22 protein-coding genes and 1 pseudogene are annotated in these 22,839 nt (G+C 73.3%); 12 read left to right on the plus strand and 11 right to left on the minus strand.

The genetic code is table 11. The annotated features are described in order from the left end of the window. The first annotated feature begins 144 nt into the window (after positions 1-144). Positions 145-1,488: an MDR family MFS transporter gene (locus ACN261_RS05900; RefSeq protein ID WP_425848795.1), complete on the plus strand. Its 1,344-nt coding sequence runs from the start codon at positions 145-147 to the stop codon at positions 1,486-1,488. 489 nt (positions 1,489-1,977) lie between these two features. On the opposite strand, the gene ACN261_RS05905 is transcribed toward ACN261_RS05900, so the two are convergent. From ACN261_RS05905 to mshA, 3 genes are all read right to left on the minus strand, one after another. After that, a complete protein-coding gene (locus ACN261_RS05905) occupies positions 1,978-2,712 on the minus strand; it encodes a hypothetical protein (protein WP_421484328.1) in 735 nt (244 codons plus the stop codon). 76 nt (positions 2,713-2,788) lie between these two features. Beyond that, the gene (locus ACN261_RS05910; RefSeq protein WP_425848797.1) at positions 2,789-3,304 is read right to left on the minus strand and encodes a YbjN domain-containing protein; all 516 of its coding nucleotides are present in this window, start codon (positions 3,302-3,304) and stop codon (positions 2,789-2,791) included. A 60-nt stretch (positions 3,305-3,364) separates the two neighbouring features. Then, positions 3,365-4,729: a D-inositol-3-phosphate glycosyltransferase gene (gene mshA / locus ACN261_RS05915; protein ID WP_421484329.1), complete on the minus strand. Its 1,365-nt coding sequence runs from the start codon at positions 4,727-4,729 to the stop codon at positions 3,365-3,367. 182 nt (positions 4,730-4,911) lie between these two features. Here mshA and ACN261_RS05920 point away from each other — a divergent pair, with 182 nt between their 5' ends. Then, a complete protein-coding gene (locus ACN261_RS05920; protein WP_363650757.1) occupies positions 4,912-5,679 on the plus strand; it encodes an SDR family oxidoreductase in 768 nt (255 codons plus the stop codon). A gap of 6 nt (positions 5,680-5,685) precedes the next feature. Then, positions 5,686-6,483 carry a class I SAM-dependent methyltransferase gene (locus ACN261_RS05925; protein ID WP_421484330.1) on the plus strand — a complete coding sequence of 266 codons (798 nt, stop codon included), beginning with the start codon at positions 5,686-5,688 and terminating at the stop codon, positions 6,481-6,483. Positions 6,484-6,492: 9 nt separating this feature from the next. Here the strand turns inward: ACN261_RS05925 and ACN261_RS05930 are convergent, their stop codons facing one another. Further along, positions 6,493-7,584, minus strand: coding sequence for a UDP-N-acetylmuramate dehydrogenase (locus ACN261_RS05930; RefSeq protein WP_421484331.1), 1,092 nt, complete (start codon positions 7,582-7,584; stop codon positions 6,493-6,495). A 70-nt stretch (positions 7,585-7,654) separates the two neighbouring features. On the opposite strand from ACN261_RS05930, the gene ACN261_RS05935 reads away from it, so the two are divergent. The 7 genes from ACN261_RS05935 (at position 7,655) to ACN261_RS05965 (ending at position 15,597) form a co-directional block, all read left to right on the plus strand. Next, a complete protein-coding gene (locus ACN261_RS05935; RefSeq protein WP_421484332.1) occupies positions 7,655-8,416 on the plus strand; it encodes a maleylpyruvate isomerase family mycothiol-dependent enzyme in 762 nt (253 codons plus the stop codon). A 300-nt stretch (positions 8,417-8,716) separates the two neighbouring features. Then, positions 8,717-10,024: an ABC transporter substrate-binding protein gene (locus tag ACN261_RS05940; protein ID WP_425848802.1), complete on the plus strand. Its 1,308-nt coding sequence runs from the start codon at positions 8,717-8,719 to the stop codon at positions 10,022-10,024. Positions 10,025-10,109: 85 nt separating this feature from the next. Continuing rightward, positions 10,110-11,096 carry a carbohydrate ABC transporter permease gene (locus ACN261_RS05945; protein ID WP_425848803.1) on the plus strand — a complete coding sequence of 329 codons (987 nt, stop codon included), beginning with the start codon at positions 10,110-10,112 and terminating at the stop codon, positions 11,094-11,096. Continuing rightward, positions 11,093-11,926, plus strand: a complete 834-nt coding sequence (locus tag ACN261_RS05950; RefSeq protein ID WP_421484335.1) for a carbohydrate ABC transporter permease — start codon at positions 11,093-11,095, stop codon at positions 11,924-11,926. The genes ACN261_RS05945 and ACN261_RS05950 overlap by 4 nt, the downstream gene beginning before the upstream one ends. A 58-nt stretch (positions 11,927-11,984) precedes the next feature. After that, on the plus strand, positions 11,985-13,364 hold the full coding sequence (locus ACN261_RS05955) for a GH1 family beta-glucosidase (RefSeq protein ID WP_425848805.1): 1,380 nt from the start codon (positions 11,985-11,987) through the stop codon (positions 13,362-13,364). Between the two features lie 19 nt (positions 13,365-13,383). Beyond that, positions 13,384-14,391 (plus strand): LacI family DNA-binding transcriptional regulator, encoded by a 1,008-nt coding sequence (locus tag ACN261_RS05960; protein ID WP_421484337.1) that lies wholly within the window; start codon positions 13,384-13,386, stop codon positions 14,389-14,391. A 138-nt stretch (positions 14,392-14,529) separates the two neighbouring features. Beyond that, entirely contained in the window at positions 14,530-15,597 is a 1,068-nt protein-coding gene (locus ACN261_RS05965) for a GNAT family N-acetyltransferase (RefSeq protein WP_425848807.1), read from the plus strand. Positions 15,598-15,676: 79 nt separating this feature from the next. On the opposite strand, the gene ACN261_RS05970 is transcribed toward ACN261_RS05965, so the two are convergent. Together ACN261_RS05970 and ACN261_RS05975 are read right to left on the minus strand one after the other, a co-directional pair. Continuing rightward, on the minus strand, positions 15,677-16,192 hold the full coding sequence (locus ACN261_RS05970; RefSeq protein WP_421484339.1) for an O-acetyl-ADP-ribose deacetylase: 516 nt from the start codon (positions 16,190-16,192) through the stop codon (positions 15,677-15,679). A 1-nt stretch (position 16,193) separates the two neighbouring features. Then, positions 16,194-16,988, minus strand: coding sequence for an EI24 domain-containing protein (locus ACN261_RS05975; RefSeq protein ID WP_421484340.1), 795 nt, complete (start codon positions 16,986-16,988; stop codon positions 16,194-16,196). 84 nt (positions 16,989-17,072) lie between these two features. Between ACN261_RS05975 and ACN261_RS05980 the strand changes: the two genes are divergently transcribed. Beyond that, on the plus strand, positions 17,073-18,068 hold the full coding sequence (locus ACN261_RS05980) for a helix-turn-helix transcriptional regulator (RefSeq protein WP_425848808.1): 996 nt from the start codon (positions 17,073-17,075) through the stop codon (positions 18,066-18,068). On the opposite strand, the gene ACN261_RS05985 is transcribed toward ACN261_RS05980, so the two are convergent. Beyond that, positions 18,059-18,976 (minus strand): SDR family oxidoreductase, encoded by a 918-nt coding sequence (locus ACN261_RS05985; RefSeq protein ID WP_425848809.1) that lies wholly within the window; start codon positions 18,974-18,976, stop codon positions 18,059-18,061. The two genes, ACN261_RS05980 and ACN261_RS05985, sit on opposite strands and share 10 nt — an antisense overlap. Before the next feature lie 76 nt (positions 18,977-19,052). Here ACN261_RS05985 and ACN261_RS05990 point away from each other — a divergent pair, with 76 nt between their 5' ends. Beyond that, complete coding sequence (locus tag ACN261_RS05990; RefSeq protein WP_421484343.1) at positions 19,053-19,745, plus strand: DNA polymerase beta superfamily protein; 693 nt, start codon at positions 19,053-19,055, stop codon at positions 19,743-19,745. On the opposite strand, the gene ACN261_RS05995 is transcribed toward ACN261_RS05990, so the two are convergent. The 4 genes and pseudogenes from ACN261_RS05995 to ACN261_RS06010 form a co-directional block, all read right to left on the minus strand. Beyond that, entirely contained in the window at positions 19,735-20,622 is an 888-nt protein-coding gene (locus tag ACN261_RS05995; RefSeq protein WP_421484344.1) for an alpha/beta fold hydrolase, read from the minus strand. The genes ACN261_RS05990 and ACN261_RS05995 overlap by 11 nt on opposite strands. Then, a complete protein-coding gene (locus tag ACN261_RS06000; RefSeq protein ID WP_088643267.1) occupies positions 20,619-20,933 on the minus strand; it encodes a DUF2516 family protein in 315 nt (104 codons plus the stop codon). Before ACN261_RS06000 ends, ACN261_RS05995 begins: the two co-directional genes overlap by 4 nt. Positions 20,934-21,003: 70 nt before the next feature. Continuing rightward, positions 21,004-21,834 (minus strand): hypothetical protein, encoded by an 831-nt coding sequence (locus ACN261_RS06005; protein WP_425848812.1) that lies wholly within the window; start codon positions 21,832-21,834, stop codon positions 21,004-21,006. 182 nt (positions 21,835-22,016) lie between these two features. Continuing rightward, positions 22,017-22,760: pseudogene (locus tag ACN261_RS06010) on the minus strand (helix-turn-helix domain-containing protein); the annotation flags it as partial. Positions 22,761-22,839 lie beyond the last annotated feature (79 nt).

Below are 22,839 nucleotides of genomic sequence, written 5' to 3' on the forward strand. Positions count from 1 at the left end.
ATCCTGCCGCACCGCGTCCGGGGACACGCGGGCGGTGGTGGTGACGACCACCACGTGGAAAAACGGATGACCGGTGTCCGCCCCCGGAACTAGGTTGTAAGGCGCTTCAAGGACAGTGGTCATTACCTGAGCGGGGGCGCGGGCGTGCGGACGGTGCGGGGTTGGTTCCGGGAGACCACAGGTGGGCTACCGAGGACCTTCTGGTACCTCTGGACGGGCACCCTGATCAACCGGCTCGGCTCGTTCGTGCTGGTCTTCCTCGCCATCTACCTGACCCAGGCCCGCCACTTCTCGGCCGCCCAGGCCGGCCTGGTGATGGGCCTGTGGGGGGTCGGCGGCGCGGTCGGCACCACCGTGGGCGGCACCCTGGTCGACCGGTGGGGGCGGCGGCCCACCCTGCTCACCGCCCACCTGGGCGCGGCCACCATGATGCTCACGCTCGGCTTCGCCCGGCCGCTCTGGGCGGTCGCGGTGGGCGCGCTGCTGCTCGGCACGTTCGCCGAGGCCGCCCGGCCGGCCTTCGGGGCCATGATGATCGACGTGGTGCCGGAGCGGGACCGGCTCCGCGCGTTCTCGCTCAACTACTGGGCGATCAACCTGGGCTTCGCCTGCGCCGCCGTGCTCGCCGGCCTCGCCGCCGAGGCCGGCTACCTGCTGCTGTTCGTGGTCGACGCGGCCACCACCCTGGTCACCGCGCTGATCATCTTCGTCAAGGTCGGCGAGACCCGCCGCGCCCCGGCGACCAGCGCCGTCAAGGGTGCGACGAGCGGCCCGCCCCGGGTGGGTGCGCTGCGCACCATCGCCGCCGACCGGGTGTTCCTGGGCTTCGTCGTGCTCAACCTGTTCGGCGCGCTGGTCTTCCTCCAGCACATCTCGATGCTGCCGATCGCGATGGGCGACGCCGGCCTGTCCCCCGCCACCTACGGCTCGGTGATCGCGCTCAACGGGGTGCTGATCGTGGTGGGGCAACTCTTCGTCCCCCGGCTGATCCGGGGGCGGAGCCGGTCGCACGTGCTCGCCCTCGCCTCGGTGGTGATGGGGGTCGGCTTCGGGCTGACCGCGTTCGCCGACGCCGCCTGGTTCTTCGGGCTCACCGTGCTGATCTGGACGCTCGGCGAGATGCTCAACTCCCCGTCCAACGCCACCCTGATCGCCGAACTCTCCCCCGCCGAGCTGCGCGGTCGCTACCAGGGCGTCTTCTCGCTGTCCTGGCAGGTGGCCGGGGCGGTCGCCCCGCTGCTCGGCGGGCTGGTGCGTGAACACGCCGGCAACGCCACGCTCTGGCTGGGCTGCGCCGCGATCGGCGTGGCGACCGCGCTGGCCCACCTGCTCTCCGGGCCGGCCCGGGAACGCCGGGCGACCAGCCTGCGCCGCCCCGAGGTTCCCGTCGTGCCGGTCACCGTCGTCGGGCCGCCGCCCCCGCAGTCGGCCGAGGCTAAGGTGCGGACCGCACCCGCCGAGCCGGTCACGGCCCGCACCCCCGCCTGAGTACGCCCACCGCCCGAACCACCCGGGATTGCTTCCACCAGGTGCTGCGACACCCCGACGCTCGGGTCGAACTCTCCGGATCGGCCGCACAGGGCCGAAACGGCACAAGAGGCCGGTAAACGGCAGAGCGCCCACCGGCGACCGATGGTCGCGGTGGGCGCTCGTACCGCCTGCCCGGCGGCGGCGGGCGACCCTCACCCCCGTAAGCGTCGCCCGCTCGCGCCGCCGGTTCCCGGGTGGCACCGTCCCCCAACGGTGTGACCCACCCGATTGCGTCCCGCTCGGTGCACGGATCTGATCGATCCGCCGCTCCCCCGAACGTTTCCGAGCGTGACGCGGTGCAATAAAGTTAGTTCGCCCGGATTCCGGATTCAACCTTCGAGCACTGTCTCGCCGGTCACAACACCGACCGTCCCCGCTCCGGTGCTCCTGTTCCGGGCTCCGTGACTGCCAACACGCGGCTACCCGGCAGCCATTCCGCCAAACGTCTCAGCCGTCTTCCCGATCGGGTGACTCGGTCCGGAAGAAGTTGCTCGGCCGGCCGTCCCGCAACTGCTCCTGGAAGATCAGGTTCAGCTTGCGCGAGTCGAACGTCCGGAACCAGTCGTCCCAGGTCACCACCCGCAACCGGCGGCTCTCCCGGTAGCCCGGCAGGTCGAAGGTGAGCACCCCCGGCCGGCCGTCGCGCTCGGTGCCGGCGATGGTCGCCGGCTTGGCGCCCCGGGCTGCGGCCCAGTTCCGGATCACCTGGTGGTTGGTGGTCACCAGGCTGCGCCCGGGACGTTCCGGACGGTCCGCCGGAGAGGTGATGAGCTGCGCGGACCGTACCGAACGGGAGGTGGACCGGCCGGTGCGCACGCCCGTGGCACGGGCGGCCTTCGCCGGCGTCGCCTTCGCCCGCGTACGCGACGGGTTGGCCTTCGCGGCCCCGGCCGTGCTCCGGCGGGCGGGCGCCCGGCCGGACGGGCCGGTGCTGCGGCGGGCGGCACCGCCGGCCCGGCCCTCCGCGCGCAACGCCCGCGCGAGCGCCTTCACCAGTTCCGGCTTACGCAACGCGGAGATCCCGGAGACCCCCCGCCGACGCAACTGACCCCGGATCTCGTCGACCCTCATCCGGGAGATCTCCGACTCGGAGATGCCCGGCGTGTTCGGGGTCCGGTTGCCGGCCTGACGCGTGGTCCCGGTCGCCGTCGCGCCGCGACCTGAGCTGTTCCGCTGAGCCATGACACGCTCCTCGACAGTCCGTCCTCGGCCTGCGGCGGGTCCCACACTGCCGCGCCGCAGCGCTGCGGCATACCCGTCAGGACCGGTCCGAACCTCCGGCGGACGGGGTGAACAGGTGGGCGAAGGCGGCCAGGTTCGCGGTCGACTCGCCGCGCTTGACCCGCCACTCCCACTCCCGGCGGATGGAACTGCCGAACCCGATCTCCAGCATCGTGTCGAAGGACTCGTCGGCGTAGCTGAGCACCGCACCGAGCAGCCGGTCCATCTCGTCGGCGTCGACGGCGGACGGGTTGACCCGCCCGGTGAGGTAGACGTCGCCGACCGCGTCGATCGAGAACGCCACCCCGTACATCCGGGCGTTGCGTTGCAGCAGCCACGCCCACAGCTCCTCGCGCCGCTCGTCGGGCTGACGCATCACGAACGCCTCGACCCGCAACGCGTGCTCGCCGACGATCAGGTTGCAGATCGTCTTGAGCTTGTGGGTGCCGGGCAGGGTGACCGCGTACGAGCCCTCGCCGGTGGCTTCCCAGTCCAGTTCCCGTTCGGTGCAGACCGCCTCGATCAGGGCCGCCAGCTCGCTCTTCGCGCTCATCGGCCCCACTCTACGGCCGCCGTGGCCGCCCCACCCGGCGACGAGAGGCGGGGCACCCGGTCACCAGGAGCCGGTGAGCGCCGGACCGTCGGCCAGCCGGGCCGCCAGCCGCTCCCGGTGCCCGGTGACCGCCTCGCCGTAGACGGCGAGCAGCCCGGAGACGGTGCGCTCCCAGGAGAAGCTGCGGGCGTGCCGGGCCGCCCCCCGACCCAGCGCCTCCCGGCCGGCCCGGTCGGGCAGCAGCCGGGCCAGCGTACGGGCCCAGTCGGTCGGGTCGTGGCCGTGCACGAGCACGCCGCTGACCTGGTCCCGGACGGCGGTGACCAGGCCACCCACGGCGGCGGCGACCACCGGCGTGCCGCAGGCCTGCGCCTCCAGGGCCACCAGCCCGAAGGACTCGTTGTGCGAGGGCACCGCCACCAGGTCGGCCGCCCGGTAGAGGGCGGGCAGGTCGTCCCCGGTGCGCGGTGGCAGGAAACGCACCCGGTCGGCGACCCCCAACGAACCGGCCAGCTCGATCAGGGAGGTGGGCCGGTCCAGGCCGCTGCCGCTCGGGCCGCCGCAGATCACCACGGTCACCTGGTCGGCGAGGGCCGGGTCGCGTTCCCGCAACGCGGCGACCGCGCGGACCAGCACGTCGGGTGCCTTCAACGGCTGGATCCGGCCGACGAACGCGACGACGTACCCGTCGGTGGGCAGGCCCAGCCGGCGACGGGCGGCGCGGGTGGCGACCTCCCGGTCCCCGGCGGCGGGCCGGAACCGTGCCAGGTCCACCCCCGGTTCGACGACCACCACCCGGGCCGGGTCGGCGGCGTACCTGTCGATCAGGTCGGTGGCCTCCGCCCGGGTGTTCGCGACCAGCCGGTCGGCCTCGGCGACCACCTGTTCCTCGCCGATCACCCGGGCCTTCGGCTCCGGCCGGTCACCGGCGGCGAGCTGGGCGTTCTTCACCTTCGCCAGGGTGTGCGCGGTGTGCACCAGCGGCACCCCCCAGCGCTCCTTGGCCAGCCAGCCGACCTGGCCGGAGAGCCAGTAGTGCGAGTGGATCAGGTCGTAGTGGCCAGGCGGGCGGGCCGCCTCGGCGCGCAGCACCCCGGCGGTGAAGGCACAGAGCTGACCGGGCAGCTCCTCCTTGGTCAGCCCCTCCAGCGGGCCGGAGGTGACGTGCCGGACGTGCACCCCGGGGGCCATCTCCACCACCGGGGGCAGGTCACCGGAGGTGGCCCGGGTGAAGATCTCCACCTCGACGTTCGCCTCGGCGAGCCGCCGGGCGACCTCCAGGATGTAGACGTTCATGCCGCCCGCGTCGCCGGTGCCCGGTTGGTGCAACGGTGAGGTGTGCACCGACAGGGTGGCGATCCGGCGGGGCCGGGGCCACGGCAGGGAACCTCGCTGACGACCGACACCGGTGTGCTGATCCGCCACGTCCGCTCCTTCTGTCACGGTTGATGCCGTCCCGCACGACCGGCGCTCCTCGGACAACCTTCGCGCCGGATGCAATCTTCCCCATCGGGCTTCGGAAATGCCTCGCCCCGGGTCGCGGGCGTGACGGACCTCATCACGGGGCCCGGAGCGGCCGGTCACGCCGCCGGGGTGAGAATGGCCTGATGACCTCTGTCGCGATCGTCACCGGGGCGTCCAGCGGGATCGGCGCGGCCACCGCCCGCCGGCTCGCCGCCGAGGGTTTCCACGTGCTCGCCGCCGCCCGCCGCACCGACCGGCTCGCCGGTCTGGTCGCCGAGATCGCGGCGGCCGGCGGCAGCGCCACCGCAGTGGCCTGCGACGTCACCTCGGACGAGTCGGTGGCCGGGCTGGCCCGCGCCGCCGCCGACGCCCCCGGCCCGGTCACCGTCCTGGTCAACAACGCCGGCGGGGCGCGTGGGCTGGACCCGGTGGAGACCGGCTCGGTCGCCGACTGGCAGTGGATGTACGACGTGAACGTGCTCGGCACGCTGCGGGTCACCCAGGCCCTGCTGCCGGCCCTGGAACGCTCCGGTGCCGGCACCGTCGTCGTGGTCTCGTCCACCGCCGGCTTCACCGTCTACGAGGGCGGCGGCGGATACAGCGCGGCCAAGCACGCGCAGACCGCCGTGGCGGGCACCCTGCGGCTGGAGCTGTGCGGCCGGCCCGTGCGGGTGGTCGAGATCGACCCCGGGATGGTCCGGACGGAGGAGTTCAGCCTGAACCGCTTCGGCGGGGACGCGGCGAAGGCCGACGCCACCTACGCCGGGGTGGCGCAGCCGCTGGTCGCCGACGACGTCGCCGAGTGCGTCGCCTGGTGCGCCACCCTCCCGCACCACGTCAACGTGGACCGTCTGGTGGTCCGCCCGCTGGCCCAGGCCGCCCAGCACAAGGTGCACCGGGTCGGGTCGTGACCCGGGATGGCTGACCGGGGTCGGCAGCGGCCGGTGGGGTTGGTGACCCGGGGGACGACGAACCCGAACCGGCTCCGCCGGGTCGACAACTGGATCGTCGAGACCTGCGGCGACCGGCTACGGGCCGCCGCCGACCCGCTGGTGGTGGACCTCGGTTACGGCGCCACCCCGGTCACCGCCGTCGAGCTGCGCGACCGGCTGGCCGCCCGGGTCCGCGCCGACGTCCGGGTGGTCGGGCTGGAGATCGATCCGGTACGGGTGGCCGCCGCCGCGCCGGCCGCCGACCCGCCGGGGTTGACGTTCGCCCGGGGCGGCTTCGAACTGGCCGGGTTGCGGCCCACCGTGGTCCGGGCGTTCAACGTGCTCCGCCAGTACGACGAGAGTGAGGTCGCCGACGCCTGGCGGACGGTCACCGACCGGCTCGCCCCGGGCGGGGTGCTGGTCGAGGGCACCTGCGACGAGTTGGGCCGGCTGGCCGGCTGGCTGCTGATCGACTCCACCGGCCCCCGGACGCTGACCCTGGCCGCCCGGCTGACCACGCTGGAGAGCCCGGCCCGGCTGGCCGAGCGTCTGCCGAAGGCGCTGATCCACCGCAACGTGCCGGGCGAACGTATCCACGCCCTGCTCCGCGCCCTGGACGACGCCTGGCAGGCGGCCGCCGGGCTGGCTCCGTTCGGCCCCCGCCAACGGTGGCTGACCGCCGTCGGCACCCTCCGGTCCACCGGCTGGCCCGTCCTCGACCGGCCCCACCGCTGGCGTCACGGCGAGCTGACCCTCCCCTGGCCCACCATCGCCCCCACCTGACCCACCCACCTAGAGGGTGCAGTTGATGAGGACGGGTTCGGGATGGAGAGGGACGGCGAAGCGGGTGTGCACGCCGTCGCGGATCTCCCGGGCGAGGGCGATCAGGTCGGCGGTCCGGGCGGTGCCGCTGTGGTTGGTCAGGGCCAGGGTGTGCTTGCCCGAGATGGCGGTGCCGCCCGGCCCGGGGTGGCCCTTGGCGAAGCCCGCCTTGTCGATCAGCCAGGCGGCGCTGACCTTCACCAGGTCACCCGGGCAGGGCCAGGAGGGGGGTTCGCCGACGTCGGCGGAGCGCTCGCGCAGCAGGTCGTACGCCGCCCGGTCGAGCACCGGGTTGGTGAAGAACGAGCCGACCGACCAGGTGTCCGGGTCGGTCGGGTCGAGCACCATGCCCTTACCGGCGCGCAGGGTCAGCACCGTGTCCCGGGCGGCGGCCAGCGGCACCCGGTCACCGACCTCGACGCCGAGCGAACGGGCCAGCTCGGCGTAGCGGACCGGCCCGGACAGCGGCGAGCGGTCCAGCCGGAAGTCGACCGAGAGCACCACCCAGCGGTCGCTGTACTTGAAGATGCTCCCCCGGTACGCGAAGCCGCAGTCCGCGGCGGCGACGGTGGCGAGCCGGTCCTCGGCGCGGTCGTACACCTGGACACCGGTGATCCGTTCGGCGACCTCCTGGCCGTACGCGCCGACGTTCTGGATGGGGGTGGCGCCGGCCGAGCCGGGGATGCCGGAGAGGCACTCCAGGCCGGACCAGCCGTTGCCGACGGTGGCGGCGACGAGGTCGTCCCAGGGTTCGCCGGCCTCGACGCGTACGGTGACGGTGTCGGGGTCCTCGGCGACCACGTCGAAGCCCCGCGACCGGATCAGCACGACGGTGCCGGGGAAGCCGGCGTCCCCGACGACCACGTTGCTGCCGCCGGCGAGGACCAGCACCGGCTCGTCGCGCCGGTGCGCCGCACGGACCCGGTGGACGATCTCGTCGGCGCTGGTGGCGGCCACGCAGCGGGCCGCGGGACCACCGAGCCGCAGGGTGGTGTATTCCGCCAGGGCGGCCGGATCGGCGGGTTGCGCGTCCGTTGTCGGTTTGGCGTAGACGTCTGACACGCCTTTCACCCTAGGCTGAGGGGTAGCCGCGGCACCCACTGGTCGCCGGGTCACCCCGGGGAGGATTGCGATGAGCAGACTGCACGCTACGAAGGACTTCTGGTTGGGAGCGCTCCGGGTCGACGGCCCGGCGTTCGCCGCGGCCGTCGCCGAGGCCCCGCCGGAGACACCCGTGCTGTCCTGCCCGGGGTGGACGGTGGCAGACCTGACCGTGCACCTGGCCGGCCTCTACCACTGGGTGCACTCCGTCGCCGGTGCCGGTGACACCGCACAGCCGGCCCGCCGCGACGACACCGCCGAGCTGCCCGCCGGGGTGTCCCCCCTCCAGCTCTGGCAGCACCAGTACGACCAGCTGATGACCCTGTTCGACGCGCTCGACCCGGAAGCCCCGGCGTGGAACTGGGCGCCGCAGCCGAAGAAGGCCGGGTTCTGGCCGCGGCGGATGGCGCACGAGACGGCGGTGCACCGGTGGGACGCCCAGCTCGCCATCGCCGCCGGTGACCCGATCGAGGCGAAGCTCGCCACCGACGGGGTCAGCGAGGTGCTGGACACCTGGCTGCCGGCGGGTCGGCGCAGCGGTTCGGGGCAGTGGCAGGGGGTGGTGCACCTGACCGCGACCGACGCCGCCCAGGACTGGTACCTGCGGATGCGCGGCGAGGGGGTGGCCCTGCTGGACACCGCGACGGTCTTCGGACACGACGACCACCACGCCCGGGTGCAGGTCACCGGCTCGGCCAGCGATCTGCTGCTGGCGCTGTGGGGCCGGGTCAGCTTCGACACCCTCGCGGTGGTGGGGGACCGTTCCCTGCTGGAGGGCCTGCGCGTCGGCTGACGCCCGCCCGCCACCGCACGCCGCGTACCGAGGAGCGGCCGTCCCCGCCGGGACGGCCGCTCCCGGCGTTCCCGGCGTAGCTCGGGGTCGGTTGCTCCCAGCGTCCCCCACGTAGCCCGGGCGGTCGGCGCTGCGGTCCGGCGACGGTGCGAGAGAGCGCTCTCTTGACAGGAGTCCATCGACCCACCACCCTGTCGTGAGAGCGCTCTCTCACCGAGATCGAATCCGGGCCGACGACCCGTACGGCCCGCTCATACGCAGGTCCACACCCCACCACCCGACCTGAGAGGGGTCCGACCCATGGGTGTCTTTTCCCGCCGCCGCCTCGCGGCGATCGCCCTGGTGGCCACCACCGCGCTGCTCGGCACCACCGCCTGCGGCGGCGACGACGAGGCCGCCGACGGCGGACCGGTCACGCTGACCGTCGACGTGTTCGGCCAGTTCGGCTACGAGAAGCTCTACCGGCAGTACGAGGCCGACCACCCCGGCATCAAGATCGTGGAGCGGGGCACCGGCGGCAACCTCGACGAGTACTCCCCCAAGCTCACCCAGTGGCTCGCCGCCGGCAAGGGCGCCGGTGACGTGGTCGCCATCGAGGAGGGGCTGCTGGTCGAGTACAAGGCCAACCCGCAGAACTTCGTCAACCTGCTCGACCACGGGGCCGCCGACCTCAGGGGCAACTTCCTGGAGTGGAAGTGGAACGGCGGGCTGACCGCCGACGGCAAGCAGCTCATCGGCCTGGGCACCGACGTCGGCGGGATGGCGATCTGCTACCGCAAGGACCTCTTCGCCGCCGCCGGCCTGCCCACCGACCGGGAGGCCGTGTCCAAGCTCTGGCCCACCTGGGCCGACTACGTGCGGGTCGGCGAGCAGTTCAAGGCCAGGAACACCGGCGCGGCCTTCCTGGACGCCGCCACCAACACCTTCAACACCATCCTGCTGCAGACCGCCGGCAACACCACCGGCTACAGCTACTACGACACCACCGACAAGCTGGTGGTCGACAGCAACCCGGCGGTACGCCAGGCGTACGACACCACCGTCGACATCATCGACTCCGGCCTCTCCGGCCGGTACGGGGCCTGGTCGGAGGAGTGGGTGTCGGCCTTCAAGCAGGCCAAGTTCGCCACCATCGCCTGCCCGGCCTGGATGACCGGCGTGATCGAGGGCAACGCCGGCCCGGACGCCAAGGGCAAGTGGGACATCGCCCAGGTGCCCGGCAGCGGCGGCAACTGGGGCGGCTCCTACCTGGCGGTGCCGAAGCAGAGCCGGCACCAGGCCGAGGCGATCGAACTGGCCAAGTTCCTGACCAGCGCCAAGGGCCAGATCGGCGCGTTCCAGGAGAAGGGGCCGCTGCCGTCGTCCCCGCAGGCGCTGGACGACCCGGCGATCGTCAACTCGACGAACGCGTACTTCTCCGACGCCCCGGTCGGCAAGATCTTCGCCGCCGGCGCGAAGAGCCTCAAGCCGGTCTACATGGGCCCCAAGAACCAGGCCGTCCGCACCGAGGTGGAGAACGCCGTGCGCACCGTCGAGCTGGGTCAGCGCAACCCCGCCCAGGGCTGGACCGACGCCACCACCAACGCCCGCAAGGCCGCCGCCAAGTAATGCCGTCCGGGGCGGGGTCACGGCCCCGCCCCGGACGGGCGGGCAGGTGCAGCAGGCCGGGACCAGGAGAGGAAGAGCACGGGAGATGGTTGTTCAGGTCGATGGTCCGCCGCCGGGAGCGGTACGGACCCGGAGCAGACGGCCGGAGCGGGAGCACCGGTTGGCCCGGCTCGACGTCAGGTACTCGCCCTACCTGTACGTGACGCCGTTCTTCCTGCTCTTCGCGATCTTCGGGCTCTATCCGCTGGCGTACACGTTCTGGGTGTCGCTGCACGACTGGGACCTGTTGGGGGTGGACCCGGCCTTCGTGGGCGCGCAGAACTACACCCAACTGCTGGCCGACGCCGACTTCTGGAACTCGGTGGTGAACACCCTCGGCATCTTCGTCATCTCCACGGTGCCGCAGTTGCTCGCCGCCCTCTGGCTGGCCAACCTGCTCAACCGGCGGCTGCGGGCGCGGACCACCTGGCGGATGGCCGTGCTGGTGCCCAACGTCACCTCGACGGCGGCGGTGGCGATCGTCTTCGCGGTGCTCTTCGGCCGCGAGTTCGGCATGATCAACTGGCTGCTCGACCTCGTCGGAGTCGACGCGATCGACTGGAAGGCGAACCGGTTCGCCGCCTGGACGGCGATCTCCGCCATGGTCGACTGGCGGTGGACCGGCTACAACGCGCTGATCTTCCTGGCCGCGATGCAGGCCATCCCCCGCGACCTGTACGAGTCCGCCTCGATCGACGGGGCCGGCCGGGCCCGGCAGTTCTGGTCGATCACCGTTCCGCTGCTCAAACCCACGATCATCTTCGCCGTGATCATCTCCACCATCGGCGGACTGCAACTGTTCACCGAGCCCCGGCTGTTCAACTCCGGCACCAACGCGATCCGGGGCGGGCCGCTGCGCGAATCCCAGACGATGACCATGTACATGTTCGAGAACGCCTTCGCCCCGCACTACAACTTCGGCTACGGCTCGGCCGTCGCCTGGCTGCTCTTCGCCCTGATCGCGGTGGTCGCGGCGATCAACGTACTGATCCTGCGCCGGCTCGGCGGCGGCGCCCGCAAGGGGGACCGATGACCCGCATCCGGTCAGCCGGCCGGCTCACCTACCCGGCGCTGACGCTCACCGCCCTGCTGTCGATCTTCCCGATCTACTGGATGTTCGTGGTCGCCAGCCGCAGCAGCGACGCGATGGGCCAGGTGCCGCCACCGCTCACCCCCGGTGGCAACCTCGGCGCGAACATCACCCGGCTGTTCGCCAACCCCGACGCGCACTTCCTCACCGGCCTGGTCAACTCGACGATCGTCGCGGTCAGCGTCACCTGCTCGGTGGTGCTCTTCTCCACCCTGGCCGGGTTCGCCTTCGCCAAGCTGCGGTTCCGGGGCCGCAACGCGCTGCTCATGATCATCATCGCCACCATGATGGTGCCCACCCAGCTCGGGGTCATCCCGCTGTACCTGCTGATGACCAAGCTGAACTGGAACGACCGGTTGCCGGCGGTGATCGTCCCGGCCCTGGTCACCGGCTTCGGCGTGTTCATGATGCGCCAGTACGCGGCCCAGGCGGTCAGCACCGAGCTGATCGAGGCCGCCCGGGTCGACGGCTGCCACACGCTGCGGATCTACTGGAACGTGGTGCTTCCCGCGCTGCGCCCGGCCGCCGCCGTCCTCGGCCTGCTCACGTTCATGACGACCTGGAACGACTTCCTCTGGCCGTACGCTGTGCTCAACGACCCGGAGAACCCGACCGTGCAGTTGTCGTTGCGGGCCCTCTCCGACGGTTACTACCAGGACATGTCGCAGGTGTTCACCGGCACGGCGATCGCGACGCTGCCGCTGCTGCTGGTGTTCGTCGTGTTCGGCCGCCAGATCATCGGCGGCATCATGGAAGGTGCGGTCAAAGCGTGAGCGCGAGGAGTGAGCCGGGTTTGCGAGCCCCGCAGTCGCGAACGAAGGAGAAAGCCGCGTGAATGAGGTTCGATTTCCGGAGGGCTTCGTGTGGGGCGCGGCGACCGCCGCGTACCAGATCGAGGGCGCGGCCCGCGACGACGGGCGCGGCGAGTCCATCTGGGACACCTTCAGCCGTACGCCGGGCAAGGTGTTCGCCGGGCACACCGGCGACGTCGCCTGCGACCACTACCACCGGTACGCCGACGACGTGGCGCTGATGGCCGAGCTGGGGCTGGCCGCGTACCGGTTCTCGGTGGCCTGGCCCCGGATCAGGCCGGACGGCACCGGCCCGGTCAACCCGCGCGGCCTGGACTTCTACGACCGGTTGACCGACGCGCTGCTCGACCGGGGCATCGACCCGATCGTCACGCTCTACCACTGGGACCTGCCGCAGACGTTGCAGGACCGGGGCGGCTGGGCCAGCCGGGAGACCGCCGAGCACTTCGCCGACTACGCCCTGGCGGTGCACGCCCGGCTCGGTGACCGCATCCGCACCTGGACGACGCTCAACGAGCCGTGGTGCTCGGCCTACCTCGGGTACGGCAACGGGGTGCACGCCCCCGGCGTGCAGGACGCGGGGGCGGCGTTCCGGGCCGTACACCATCTGCTGCTGGGGCACGGTCTGGCGGCACGGGCGCTGCGGGCGGCCGGCGCGCGGACGGTCGGGATCACCCTCAACCCGGCGGACGTCGCGCCGGCCGACCCGGGCAGCGCCGCCGACGCCGCCGCGGTACGTCTCGTCGACGGCCTGCAGAACCGGATCTTCCTGGACCCGCTGACCGGCGCCGGCTACCCGGCCGACGTGCTCGAACATGTCGCCCGGATGGTGGAGCCCACGTTCGTCCGGGACGGCGACGAGAAGATCATCGCCGCGCCGCTGGACCTGCTCGGCATCAACTACTACTCGCCCACCTACGTCGCGGGCCGCCCGGACGGGGCGGGCAGCAGCGCCTACCCGGGCACCGAGGGGGCGGTGGAGTTCCTGCCCGCCACCGGCCCGGTGTCCGACATGGGCTGGCAGATCGAGCCGGCCGGGCTGACCCGGCTGCTGGTGCGGCTCGCCACCGACTACCCGGGGCTCCCGCTGATGATCACCGAGAACGGTGGCGCGTTCCCCGACGACGGCAGCAGCCCGGCGGCCGACGCGGCGGGCCGGATCCACGACGCCGACCGGATCGCCTACCTGGACGGGCACCTACGGGCCGCGCACGAGGCCATCTCCCGCGGAGTCGACCTGCGCGGCTATCTCGTATGGTCGTTGCTGGACAACTTCGAGTGGGCCGAGGGCTATCGGAAGCGGTTCGGGATCGTCCACGTCGACTATCTGAACCAGCGGCGCACCCCGAAGTCGAGCGCCCGGTGGTACCAGGAGGTGATCTCCCGGAACGGGCTGTGACGAGGTGGTGGTGGCGGGTATGACGGCGGCACAACGGCCCACCCTGGAGGCGGTCGCCCGGCAGGCCGGCGTGTCCCGGGCGACGGTCTCCCGGGTGGTGAACGGCTCCACCACGGTCGCCGAGCCGATCCAGGAGGCCGTCCGCCGGGCGGTGGCCGAGCTGGGGTACGTGCCGAACCTGGCCGCCCGCAGCCTGGTCACCCAGCGGACCGACTCGGTCGCCCTGGTGCTGCCGGAGGCGGCCACCCGGGTCTTCTCCGACGACCAGGTCTTCCCCGGGCTCATCCGGGGCGCGGCCCAGGAGCTGGAGGCCGCCGACAAGCAGCTCGTGCTGATGCTCGCCGGCTCGCCCGCCGGACACGACCGGGTGGCCCGCTACACCACCGGCCGGCACGTCGACGGGGTGCTCTTCGCCTCGCTGCACGGGGAGGACCCGCTGCCCGGCCGGCTCGCCCGGTTGGGCATCCCGGTGGTGTGCAGCGGCCGGCCGCTGGACGCCGCCGACGTGCCCTACATCGACGTGGACCACATCGGTGGGGTCGCCAGGGCGACCCGTTACCTGATCGACAACGGCCGTCGTCGGATCGCCACCATCGCCGGCCCGCAGGACATGGTCGCCGGCATCGAACGGCTCGCCGGCTACCGCGACACCGTGGTCGCCGCCGGCCTGCCGCAGATGATCGAGTACGGCGACTTCACCCGCGAGTCGGGGACCATCGCGATGCGGCGACTGCTCGCCGCGTACCCCGATCTGGACGCGGTGTTCGCCGCCTCCGACCTGATGGCGCACGCCGCCCTGCGGGCGCTGCACGAGGCGGGCCGGCGGGTGCCGGACGACGTCGCGGTGATCGGCTTCGACGACATCGAGACGGCCGCCTACACCGAGCCGCCGCTGACCACCGTGCGGCAGCCGATCGTCGAGCTGGGCCGGAAGATGACCCGGCTGCTGCTGGCCCTGGCCGACGGTGCCGAGGTGGAGCGGGCAGTGGTGCTGCCGACCGAGCTGGTGATCAGGCAGTCCGCCTGACCGCACCCGACGGTTGACCATCGACAGTCTGGCGAATCAGCAGGGTCGAGCCGAGGGTGCCGTCACTCAGAGCAACGAACGGGGCGGGTGCGGAAAAGCCGTGGCCGGCGACACCGGCCCGTGCCTACGCTCGCGGGCATGCCTGACGCCGCCGCATCGCCGCCCGCACCGAGCGGCACCACCGCACCGAGCGGCACCACCGAGCCAACCGGCACCACCGAGCCAACCGGCACCGCCGAACAGCGCCGGCCCCCTGTCCCACCCGCCCACGCCCACTCCGCCAGGCCACTGAGCCGACCGGGAGCGGGGTGGCGCATCCGTACCGCCCGGCCGGACGACGCGCCGGGGGTGGTGGCGCTGCGGTCGCTGGTCCATCCGTACCTGGTGCGGGGCGTCGCGTCGACCCGGCAGATGATCGCCCAGCCGCCGCCCGAGGAGGACTGGACGGCCTGGGTGGTCGAGGCGGACGGCCTGATCGTCGGCTGGGCCTCGGCCTACCGGAACGCGCACACCTCCGTACCCGACTTCGGGGACGTCTCCACGCTGCACGTGCACCCGGAGCACCGGGGCCGGGGCGTCGGCACCGCGCTGCTCACCGCCGCGCTGGACCATCTGGCCGCACTGCGGGTCCGCCGGGTGCGCACCTGGGTGCAGACCGGCTCGCTGCCGTACGCCCACCGGCACGGGTTCACCCCCAGCCGGGAGCTGCGCTACTCGGCGCTCGACCTGCACCCGGCCCCGCCGATGCCCGAGCCGCCCGCCGGGGTACGACTGCTCCCGCTCACCGGGCTCGACCCGTACCAGGTCCACCTCCTCGACGCCGCCGCCGCGGTGGGCGAGCCGGGCGACGTGCCGGTGGACGCGACCAGCTACTCCCTGTGGCGGTCGGAGTGCTGGGACAACCCGGGACTGGACCTGGAGGCCGGGACGGTGGCCGAGGTCGACGGCACGCTGGTCGCGCTGAGCCTGGTCAAGCGGGACGGCGACCGGATGTGGTCCGACTTCACTGCGACCAGGCCGGAGTACCGGGGGCGGGGACTGGCCCGGCTGACCAAGCAGGCCGCGCTGCACCGGGCCGCCGGTCGCGGGGTACGCACGGCCTACACCTCCAACGACGAGGCCAACGCGCCGATGCTGGCGGTCAACACCCGCCTCGGCTACCGGCCGGTGGCCTCCGCCTGGTCCTGCCTGCGCGACCTGCCCTGACAGCGAGCCCGGCCGGACCACCCGGTCTGCGGGAACGTCGGACCGCCCGGTCCGGCCGGATGCCGACCGAGGGCGACGATCAGCCCTCGGCGAGGACGCGGGTGGCGACCGCGTGGGTACCGGCGTCGAAAAGCACCAGGCGGGCCCCGGTCACGTGGGTCGGGGTCGCCGGGCGCAACACGGCCAGCGCCTGGCGTACGGCGTCGTCGGGCGGCCAGCCGTAGACGCCGGCGGAGATCAACGGGAACGCGACGGTGGTCGCGCCCAGGCCGTCGGCGACGGCGAGGCTGTTGGCGAAGCAGTCACGCAGCAGGGCGGCCCGGTCCTCGGTGGCGGAGTACACCGGGCCGACGGTGTGCACCACCCAGCGGGCCGGCAGGTCACCGGCGGTGGTGGCGACCGCCTGGCCGGTGGGCAGGCCACGGCCGTACCGCGAGGCGCGCAGCGCCCGGCACTCCGCCAGGATCGCCGGCCCGCCCCGGCGGTGGATCGCCCCGTCGACGCCTCCGCCGCCGAGCAGCGACGAGTTGGCCGCGTTGACGATCACGTCGACCCGCTGGGCGGTGATGTCCCCCTGGACCAGGGTCACCTCCACGTCAGCCCTCCTCGATGTGCTGGCCCAGTGAGCGGCGGGCGAGCAGCGCCGCCCCGGCGACGGCGGCCGGCATCACCAGCACCGCACCGAGCGGGATCAGGAAGCACAGGAAGACCGCCACGCCGAAGCCGAGCGAGGTGGCCCGGTCCGCCTTCAGCCGGGCCCGCCGGTCCGGCAGCCGCAGCCCGCGCCGGGAGAACGGCGCACCGACCAGCTCCACGGCGAGCAGCCAACCACCCACCGCCGCGCCGACCACCGGCACCACGGTCTGCCCGACCACCGGGATGAAACCGGCCAGGAACAGCGGGATGCCGAACAGCACCGAGAGCCCGATCAGCCGGAGCGAGTCGACGATGCTGCGCCGCAACGACGCCCCGAACGGCACCTCCACCGCGCCGGGGGTGCCGCCGAGGCGGTCCTCCACCCGCTCGGAGATCTTCTCGTAGAACGGGTCGCCGATGACCAGGGTGACCGCGGTGAACCCGACCACGGTGAGCAGCCCGCCGAGCCCGAGGAAGGCCAACCCGGCGATCACCCGGACCAGGCTGCGCGGGGTGTCCGACCAGTCGTCGGCGAACGGGGTCACCCACGCCGCCAGCTCGTCCACGAAGTAGATCAGGGTGGCGAACGCGGCGACGAAGAGCGCGGCGGACAGCAGCGCCGGCACCACGCCCAGCAGCATCAGCCCCGGGCTGCGGACGTACAGGCCGAGGCCGCGCAGGAGCAGGCCCACGCCGCCGAAGAAGCGACGGGTGGCGCCGGTCACCGGCGCGGCGATCGTACGGGGTCCGTTCACGACCGCAGAGCCTATCGGCCGTACACCATCGCCACCGGACACCCGGTGGCGTCGCGCGCCGGGTCGGGCCGGCAGGATGCAGGGGTGCGGGCGTCCCGGTTGATCTCCCTGGTGCTGCTGTTGCAGGCCCGGGAGACGATGACCGCCGCCGAACTCTCCCGCGAGCTGGAGGTGTCCGAGCGGACCGTCTACCGGGACGTGCTGGCGTTGTCCGCCGCCGGGGTGCCGGTCTACGCCGACCGGGGACGGGCCGGCGGGTACCGGCTGCTCGGCGGCTACCGGACCCGGCTGACCGGGCTGACCCGCGACGAGGCGGAGGCGCTCTTCCTCGCCGGGCTTCCCGGCCCCGCCGGTGACCTGGGGCTGGCCGACGCGGTGGCGTCCGCCGAGCTGAAGGTGCTCGCCGCGTTGCCGCCGAGCCTGCGCGACGCCCCGGCCCGCACCGGGCAACGGTTCCACCTGGACGTACCCGGCTGGTTCCGGGAGTCCACCCCGCCCCGCTGGCTGACCGAGCTGGCCCGCGCGGTGTGGCGGGACGGGGTGGTGGTGCTGCGGTACCGGCGCGGCGAACGGGAGGTGACCCGCCGGGTCGAGCCGTACGGGCTGGTGCTCAAGAGCGGCACCTGGTATCTCGTCGGTCGGGTCGGTGACGCGATGCGTACCTACCGGGTGGACCGGGTGGTCGACGTCGTGCCCGACCCGGCGACGTTCGTCCGCGACGACGGTTTCGACCTGGGCGGCTACTGGCGGGAGCAGGCCGAGGCGTTCCTGCGGGGCATGCTCGCCGAGCGGGTCACCGTGCGGGTCAGCCCGGTCGGCCTGCGCCGGCTGCGTTTCCTCGCCGACACCCCCTTCGCGTACGAGGAGGCGCTGGCCGCCGCCGGGGCACCCGACGGGCAGGGGTGGGTGGTGACCCGGCTGCCCGTCGAGTCCGTCGAGGTGGCGTACGCCCAGTTGCTCGCCTTCGGCCCGGAGGCGGAGGTGCTCGACCCGCCGGAGTTGCGGGCCCGTCTGGTCGACGCGGCGGCCCGCTCAGCCGCCCTCTACGGCGTCGCCCCCGTTCCCCCGGATCAGCGGTAGCCGGTGGGGTCGGCGGGCCGGTCCGCCTCGACCACCTCGCTGAGGTAGCGGAAGGCGTCCGGCCGGCTGCCGTCGAGGTCGGTGAAGCCGTACACCCGGGCCAGTTCGCCGGCCGAGACGGACGCCTGGTTCCAGCGGGCCCGGTCGTCGTCGGCGGCCAGGGCGACGACCGCTCGCCCGACGAAGGCCGGCGTCTCCGAGATCACGAAGTGCGGGTCCTTCGCCGCGCCGTCGCGCCAGGTCTCCTCGGTCACCCCGAAGTGCTCCAGCATCGCCTCGGACCGGATCCAGCCGGGGGTGAGCGCCACGGCGGTGCACCCGTGCGGCGCCAGCTCGTGCCCCCAGCTGTACGCGAGCCGGGTCACCGACACCTTCGCCAGGTCGTAGAAGACGGACAGCCGGTAGTGCGTGTCGTTGTACGCCCGGGTGCCGTCGCCGATCTCGACGACCAGCCCGCCGGGGCGACGGATCAGCAGCGGCAGCGCGAAGTGGCTGGTGACGATGTGGGTGTCCACCGCCAGGCGCAGGGTGTGGAACCCGGCGTCCAGCGGCTGCTCCCAGACCGGCTTGTCCCAGGTGATCAGCGGGTCGGCCCCCCACACGTCGTTGACCAGCACGTCGAGCCGGCCCTGTTCGGCGTCGATCCGGGCCACCAGGTCGCGTACCTGCTCGGGCACCAGGTGGTCGACCCGGACCGCGATGCCGGTGCCCCCGGCGGCGGTGACCAGCTCGGCGGTCTCCTCGATGGTCTCGGGACGGTCCAGCTCGGAGCGGCCGGCCCGGCTGCTGCGGCCGGTGGCGTAGACCGTCGCCCCGGCCGCGCCGAGCTGGATGGCGATCTGCCGGCCCGCGCCCCGGGTCGCGCCGGCCACCAGCGCGACCTTTCCCTCCAACGGTGTCGTCGTCATACCGTCGAGGGTGGCAGTGATACCTGACAACCGAAGTCCGGTTTCGCGTGCCGGTTCGATCCGGCATGCTCCCGGCATGCACCTGCTGCTCTCCGGGATCGTCGGTTCGGTCGCCTACGGGCTGGCCGGCCCCGGCTCGGACGTCGACCGGATCGGCGTCTTCGCCGCCCCGACGGTCGCCTTCCACGGCCTGCGGCCGCCCCGGGAGTCGGTGGTCACCACCGACCCGGACGTCACCCTGCACGAGGCCGGCAAGTACGCCCGGCTGGCGTTGAGCGGCAACCCGACGGCCACCGAGCTGATCTGGCTGCCCGACGACTGCTACGAGACCCGCACCGAACTCGGCGACCGCCTGATCGCCGTCCGGTCGGCGTTCCTCAGCGCACCGCGCGTCCGCGACGCCTACCTCGGGTACGCGAGCCAGCAGTTCCGCAAGCTGACCACCCGCGACGCGACGGTGGGCGGTCGACGCCGCTGCGCCAAGCACGCCCGACACCTGGCCCGGCTGCTGCACCAGGGGCGGACCCTCTACGCCACCGGCGTGCTGGAGATCCGGCTGGCGGACCCGCAGTGGTTCCGGGCGTTCGGTGAGCGGGTCGCGGGCGGCGCGCTCACCGAGGCGGAAGCACTGGTCGCCGAGGCGGAGCGGGACTTCGACCGGCTCCGCACCCCGCTGCCCGACCGGCCCGACGAGGCCACCGTGGAACGCTGGTTGCGTGCCGTCCGCGCCGCCCACCTGCCGACGGCGGACGCCGACGTCAGTCGTTGAGGAAGGTGGAGATCCGGTCCCGCAGGTCGGCGCGGTCGGTCCAGGCGAACCCGGGGCGGTCGTAGACGTGCAGGGTCGCCTGCGGCAACGCGTCGGCCAGCTCGGCGGCGATGTGGGTCGGGTGCAGGTCGTCGCCGACGCAGCCGATCACCAGGGCCGGGGCGGTCACCCCGGCCAGGGCGGCGAGGTCGGCCAGCGGGGACTGCTCCGGCAGGTCGGCCAGGCCGGTGGCGAGCCCGTCGCGGAGCAACTGGTCGAGCCGCTGGCGCAGGTAGGCCCAGCCGGCCGGGGTGTTGCGGACCGACGGCGGCAGCTCCAGGGCGACCACGTCCGCCACCGCCGAGGCGTCGCCGCCGGACACCGCCTCCAGCAGGTCGGCCAGCCGCTGCTGGGCGATCGGGCCGCGCGGCCGGTCGAGGACGGCGGGGAGCAGGAAGACCAGTTTCTCGAACCGGTCCGGGCTCTCGGCCAGCAGCCGGCACAGCGCGCCCGCGCCGAGGCTCGCCCCGAACGCCCGGGTGGCACCGCTGAGATCCGCCACCGCCCGCAGGTCACGGGCCAGGTCGAGGTAGCTCCACGGGCCGGGCGGCGCGTCGGAGCGGCCGTGCCCCCGGAACTGGAAGAAGACCCGGCGGCCGGCTACCGCGCTGCCGAACGGACGGGTGGTGGCGATGCCGTTGCCGAACCCGTGCGCGAACACGGTGACCGGGTCACCGACACCGGTCACCAGCCGTTCCAGGTGCACGTCGTGCGGGGTGGCGACCAGCTCGGTCTCCGGCTCCGGCAGGGCGGGTCGCCCGGTACGCGGCGCCCCGGGCCCCGGGCCCCAGGTGCGGGGCCCGCCGTCCGGTGGTGGCGGCCAGCGGAAACCCCTCACCAGAACCCTTTGCCGTCGTGCAGGTCACGCAGCCCCACCCGGACGTCGAGCAGGTAGATCAGACCGGCCGCGATGCCGATCAGCCCGAAGATGCTCAGCGCGCCGAAACCGAGCAGGGTGAGCAGCATGCAGACGGCCAGGATGGCGATCCAGCCACCCTTGGGGAGGGTCCCGATCGCCGGGAAGGCGTCCGAACGCTGGGTGAACGCGTGCACCAGCGAGATGCCCTGCACCGCCAGTGCGAACACGAGCAGGACCAGGTCGATCACGTAGACGAGGTGGAACACGAAGATCGGCGCGGCGATGGCCATGTCGGCCAGCATATGCCGACGGCCCCGGAAACGTCCGTCAGGACGCCCCCGGGGCCGGTGTCGGCGACGGTCACTCGGCGGCCGGGCGGGTCCGCTTCGTGGTCTTCGGCTTCGCCGGCGTACCGGTCGCGGTCGACCCGGTCGCCGCCGGCTTGGTGGCCTTAGCGGCCTTGCTGACCCGGGTGCGGGTGGTCTTGGCGGCGGCCGGCTTCGCCTCGACGACCTCGGCCACGTCCGCCGGGGTCGGCGCGTGGTCGGCGGCGGCCCCGCCCGAAGGGCTGGTGGTCGCGGTGTCCGAGGGGCCGGTGGTCACGGTGTCCGCCGGGCCGGTCGTGGTGTCCGCCGTGGTCCCGGTACGCACGGTGGCGTCGGTCGCCTCGATGTCGGCGTTGACGGTGTCGGCGGCCTCCAGCACCCCGGCACCGACCACCCGCTCACCCCGGGCGACCAACGCGCCGTACGCGGCCAGCGCACGCTCCTGGGCCGCCTGCGCCCCGGCGACCACGACGGCGGCGTTGCGGGTGGCGGCACCGCGCAGCCGGTCCAGGTCCAGCTCGGCCCGGAGCTTGTCCAGGTCCAGTTCGGTGCGGAGCTTGTCCAGGTTCAGCTCGGCGCGGAGCTTGTCCAGGTTCAGCTCGGTCGGGGCGACCCGCTCGCGCAGGCCGGTGGCGGTCAGGTTGGCGGTACGGAAGGTCTCGGTGGCCTTCTGCCGCAGCTCGACCCCGGTGACGACGGCCCGGCCGCCCAGCTCGGCGACGACCTTGGTGCCGTCGGCGACGACCCGGTTGCCCAGCTCGGTCGCGACGGTGGGCAGCTTGCGCAGCTGCTGGTAGGCCAGCTCTCCGGCGCCGGCGGCGGCGTAGAGCGGGGCAGGGATGCGGTTGGTCTTCGGCTGGGTCATGACAACTCCTCCTCGGCCGCTCCGGCGGCCCTGCTGGTGCTGGTCGTGGGTGCGGCATCCGCCCGGTCGGCGCGGGTGCCGGTAATGGGCGCGGTGTCCGGGGAGTGCGGTGCCGTCCCGGCGCTGCCCGCTCCGGTCGGGGCGGGGGCGGTGCCCGCCTCGGTGCGGGCGACCGATTCCAGGACGGCTTCGGTCGGGGTGCCCTCCGGGGTGACCGGGCCGGTGGCCGCCGGGGTGATCCCGGCTGCCGCCCCGGTCGGCACGGCCGGCGCGGACGGGCGGCCCGTCGGGGTCGGCGTGTCCGGCCGGTCCGCCATGGCGGCGGTCCGGTCGGTGACCACCGGCTGATCCGTGACGGCCGCCCCGTCGGTGACGAGCGGCTGGTCCGTGACGGCGGCCCTGTCGGTGACGGCCGCCGCGACGCTCTCGTCGGTGACGGCGGTCTCGTCGGTGACGGTCCGGCCCGCAGCGGACGGGTCCGGTGCGGTGGCGGTGGCCGGTCCGTCGGGTGCTCCGGTGGGCCCGCCCGGGGCCACCGGCTCGTCCTCGACGGACGGGTTGGCGGCGGCCTCGGCCTCGGCGAGCCGGGTGTTCTCCCGGCGGAAGGTCTCGTAGATCTGGCTGAGGGACTGTTTCTGGGCCATCGTGAGGTCGGGGTCGACCGCGATGGCGGCGAGCACCCCCTGACCCTCCTTGTCGTCGAGCAGCCCGGCCCGCAGGTACATCGCCGGGGTGGAGACCCGCAGCGCGCTGGCGAGCTGCTGGAGCACCTCGGCGCTGGGCTTGCGCAGGCCCCGCTCGATCTGGCTGAGGTAGGGGTTGCTCACCCCCGCCTGCTCGGCGAGTTGGCGGAGTGAGATCTTGGCGTTCCGCCGCAGGTCACGGATGAATCCGCCGACGTCGGGTAGATCCTTGGGTGCGGCCATGCCCCAACCGTAGTCCGCACTGCTAGCTCCAGCAAGCAAAACGCTAGCCAGAGTTAGCGAGCTAACAGAAACCGCGTTG

Source organism: Micromonospora sp. WMMD723 (assembly GCF_049863385.1).
Taxonomy (GTDB): Bacteria; Actinomycetota; Actinomycetes; order Mycobacteriales; family Micromonosporaceae; genus Micromonospora; species Micromonospora wenchangensis.